Origin of the sequence: Phormidium sp. FACHB-1136, from assembly GCF_014697375.1 — a bacterium.
Taxonomy (GTDB): Bacteria; Cyanobacteriota; Cyanobacteriia; order Phormidesmidales; family Phormidesmidaceae; genus Nodosilinea.
Window position 1 is genome coordinate 1 of the sequence record NZ_JACJRS010000202.1, and the last position, 3,299, is coordinate 3,299.

The 3,299-nt window shown below is 60.0% G+C and carries 4 protein-coding genes; 1 reads left to right on the forward strand and 3 read right to left on the reverse strand.

From position 1 onward, the window contains the following. Positions 1–83: 83 nt before the first annotated feature. The 3 genes from H6G62_RS26405 to H6G62_RS26415 form a co-directional block, all read right to left on the reverse strand. On the reverse strand, positions 84–1,055 hold the full coding sequence (locus tag H6G62_RS26405; protein ID WP_190500734.1) for an SDR family NAD(P)-dependent oxidoreductase: 972 nt from the start codon (positions 1,053–1,055) through the stop codon (positions 84–86). Between the two features lie 112 nt (positions 1,056–1,167). Next, complete coding sequence (locus tag H6G62_RS26410; protein ID WP_190500735.1) at positions 1,168–2,556, reverse strand: flavin monoamine oxidase family protein; 1,389 nt, start codon at positions 2,554–2,556, stop codon at positions 1,168–1,170. A 93-nt stretch (positions 2,557–2,649) separates the two neighbouring features. Beyond that, positions 2,650–2,868, reverse strand: coding sequence for a hypothetical protein (locus H6G62_RS26415; RefSeq protein WP_190500737.1), 219 nt, complete (start codon positions 2,866–2,868; stop codon positions 2,650–2,652). A 161-nt stretch (positions 2,869–3,029) separates the two neighbouring features. Between H6G62_RS26415 and H6G62_RS27575 the strand changes: the two genes are divergently transcribed. Further along, positions 3,030–3,299: hypothetical protein (locus tag H6G62_RS27575; protein WP_206755664.1), on the forward strand; the 270-nt coding region annotated here is incomplete at its 3' end.

A 3,299-nucleotide genomic window follows, 5' to 3' on the forward strand; every position in this document is an offset into this window, starting at 1 on the left:
CCAGCGGACACCCCTGGAGCCGTTGTCACCGAGGATTTTCACGCCTTGTTTGAGCAGACAACCCCAGGGCTGTAGGACACCCGTCATGCCTTGGGAGACCCCAGTGGCCCTAGGAGCAAAAAGGGCCAGGGTAGCTCTAGGTCGGGCACCCAGTTGGCATAGTGCCGCAGGCCAGGTACGGCGTAGGGCAGCACAAACCGCAGGGATCTTAGAGAAGCTGGACGCTGGCCATCGGCATCAACCAGCCCATAGGTTCTAGCCAGTTCCGCCACAATTTGCACCTGCCCAGTGCGACGGAGAATCTGGCCATCGGCAGCGAGGGCCGCAATCACCCGTCCGGTTAGTAAGGGCGTTTCCCAGTTGTACGGTTCTTGAATGGCCTCGGCCTCACCGGTTGACCGATTCCCAAAACCCATTTCTGCGGCAAATTGAGTCATCAGTTCTGTGCCTACAATCCCTGGCCAGATGGAGAGCGAGGCAATGTTGTGGGGTTTTAGCTCAACGGCCATGTCCGCCGCCATCCGGTCGCAGGCCGCTTTGCCTACCCCGTAGGGCACACCAAAGATGTAGGACAGCCCACCCCACGACGACAGGGTACAGATCAGCCCTCGCTGGCGGGGCACCATCAGCCTTGCGGCATGGACGCTGGCCACATAGTGACTGCGTAGCCCCACCTGGTTACAGGCATCCCAAAAGGTGGGTTCAGATTCCCAGAAGGGTTTGCCGTAGGCCGTACGCAGGGCGGGCACTCCGGCATAGGCATTGTTCACCAGCACATCAAGTCGGCCATCCTGCTCTGCCTCGATGCGGTCAAAAAGCGCCTGAATCTGGTGGTCATCGCTGTGGTCTACCTGGACGGGAATCGCCACACCCCCCGCCTGGTCTACGGCAGCAGCGGTTTCCTCTAGAGAGCCTAGGCCATCCTCGGTAGCGGTCAGCGTTCGTCCTGTGAGATAGACGGTGGCTCCGGCCTCGCCTAGGCCGATGGCAATTCCTTTACCTAGACCTCTGGTGGTTCCGGTCACTAGGGCAATGGTTCCTGTCAGTGGTGGCATAGATCCTCCTGCTACGGTTCAATCTTAAAGACTGCGAGGTTTCCTGTGGGGTGTAGAGCTTGGACGGTGGCACGGACTCTCCAGCTACCGAGGCGCAGGGGAGCAGCGGTGGTCAGATCAGCAGGGCATGGATGGCGGCGGCAGCAGCTTCTCCGGTACGCACGGCCCCATCGAAGAAACCGGGCCAGCGTTCTGCCATTTCAGTCCCCGCCCAGTAAATGCGCCCAACCGGGGCAGTAAGGGCCTCTCCATAGCTTGTCCACACACCGGGGGGCATGAAAGCCGCATAGCCGCCCCCAATCCAGGGATGACTCGGCCAATCGGCTTCTTCGTAGAAGACTGGGGATAGGGCTTCTGGGCTAAAGTAACTCGCCAAATCCCCCAGCACCGCTTCCTGCCGTTGTCGCCGCCGCTCCGCCGGATCCAATCCCTCCCCCAGCGCCTGCCAACGGCCATAGCGGTCGCCCACGATAAAGGCCGCAATCACCCCCACCCCAGTTTCAGGGTCAGAGCTATCGGCGCAGAGTTCAATCCAGGGGCAGTTGCCTATCGCCAGCCCCGCCAGCCCCAGGTTTCGCCAAAAGGGACGGTCGTAGGCCACCAGCACCTTGGCGCAGCAGCCCATGGGCATTCGCTGGGTCAGTTGGGCACGCAGGGGCGGCAGGGGCGGTTCGTAAACTATGCGGCCCGCTAGGTGAGGGGGCATCGCCACCACGGCATACTGCGCCATAAAGCGGCCTTTTGTGGTTTCAACCTCAAGGCTGTCCTCGGCTTGGGTGATGCGGAGAACGGGTTCCCCTAGGCGAAGATTCTGGCCTAGCTCCGCCGCTAGCTTGGCTGGGACTTGGCCCGCTCCACCATGGATGAGCTCCGCCTCGGGATACTCGGCCTGGGAGGCGCAGACATGGCCCCAGAGCACATGCAGCAGCGACACCTGACCCGGTTCGGCGGGGCCAAGGAAACCCACCGTGCGCACCATGTAGGCAAAGTACCAGTGCCCAAAGGCCGTGGTGGTATTGGCGTCAATCCACTGGGCAAAGGTCTGACGGTCGAGGGATTGAGTGTGAGCATCGCGGCGAGGATGGCCGGGGGCTAGGGTTTTAGCCAGCGCCTCAAACCGTGCCCAGGCCGCCATGGCATCCTGCCATTCCTCTGGGCTGACCGAGGGTGGCTCTCCTTCAGGAAAGCCCTCAAAGAAGCCATCAAACTCGTAGCGTTTCCCATCAAACACCAGCACCTTCTTGCCCGCCGTGGGAAAGGGAAACCGACGAATCCCATACTCGTCGAGCAGCGCCAGAAACCGATCCTGGGTGGGGCCAACCCACTGCCCACCCAAGTCAATCCACTGGCCTGAGGGCAACGTCTTACCCACCATCCGACCCCCCAGTCGTTCCTGGGCTTCAAGCACCAAAACTCGGTGCCCCGCCCTCTGGAGATTGCGGGCCGCCACCAGCCCAGACAATCCGGCTCCCACCACAATGCAATCGTAACGCGTTGGCATACTAGCATCCTTAATTTTGGACTGATGAGAAGGTCATCTAATCCAGCAGACCTACCGAGAGAGTTTAGTCCTTGGTGCCCCAACTGGGTACAACTAGCGGGCGGGTAAATCCTTGGCAAATTTAATGCGGGTGGCTTGGATGGCCAGGTCGTGGGCTTGTTGCAGATCATTGAGGTCGAGTTGAGCCACCATCTTTTCGCAGTAGGCGACGGCTTCGAGGCTCACCGCTGCCGGGATGTAGTGACGGGCAATGCGGCTGCTACCACTGACGGGGTTCTCCCAAACTTCGTCGAACGTTACACGGTCAGCCACGGCTTTACTGCTTGAATGGTAGTGAGGTAGCACCATCTCAGACTTCAAGGCCCATCATGCCAGATGGCGGATACATGGGTCTGGGGGTGATTCCCTAGGAAGTCTAAAACGCCCAAAAGTATGTCCTTGGGCAGAAGCTTGCCCGTCTGAGGCGGTTTGCAATGGAGGAAAGCTATTCCCAGGAATTGAGTATGAGGCCGTTTGAGCAATGGGGCGAGTTGGCCGTTTCAAGGATTGGCCCTCCGCTGATTTCGATAGTGGACTGCCAACCTTTTGACCGACCGCTTCTGGTACAACGCTTGACCCGCTGGGCCAGGGAGTTGGGCGAGATTCCGGTCTATTTGGTGAACCCAGGCTATGCCCAGATTCAGCAGGTTACTGATGCGATGCCGTTTGGATGTAAGACGGCTCCTGCCCCGTTGGGTGAGTCT

Excerpts from the sequence above, each read along its gene's own strand:
- H6G62_RS26405 (WP_190500734.1), bottom strand. The coding sequence starts at position 1,055 with ATGCCACCACTGACAGGAACCATTGCCCTAGTGACCGGAACCACCAGA.
- H6G62_RS26410 (WP_190500735.1), bottom strand. The coding sequence starts at position 2,556 with ATGCCAACGCGTTACGATTGCATTGTGGTGGGAGCCGGATTGTCTGGG.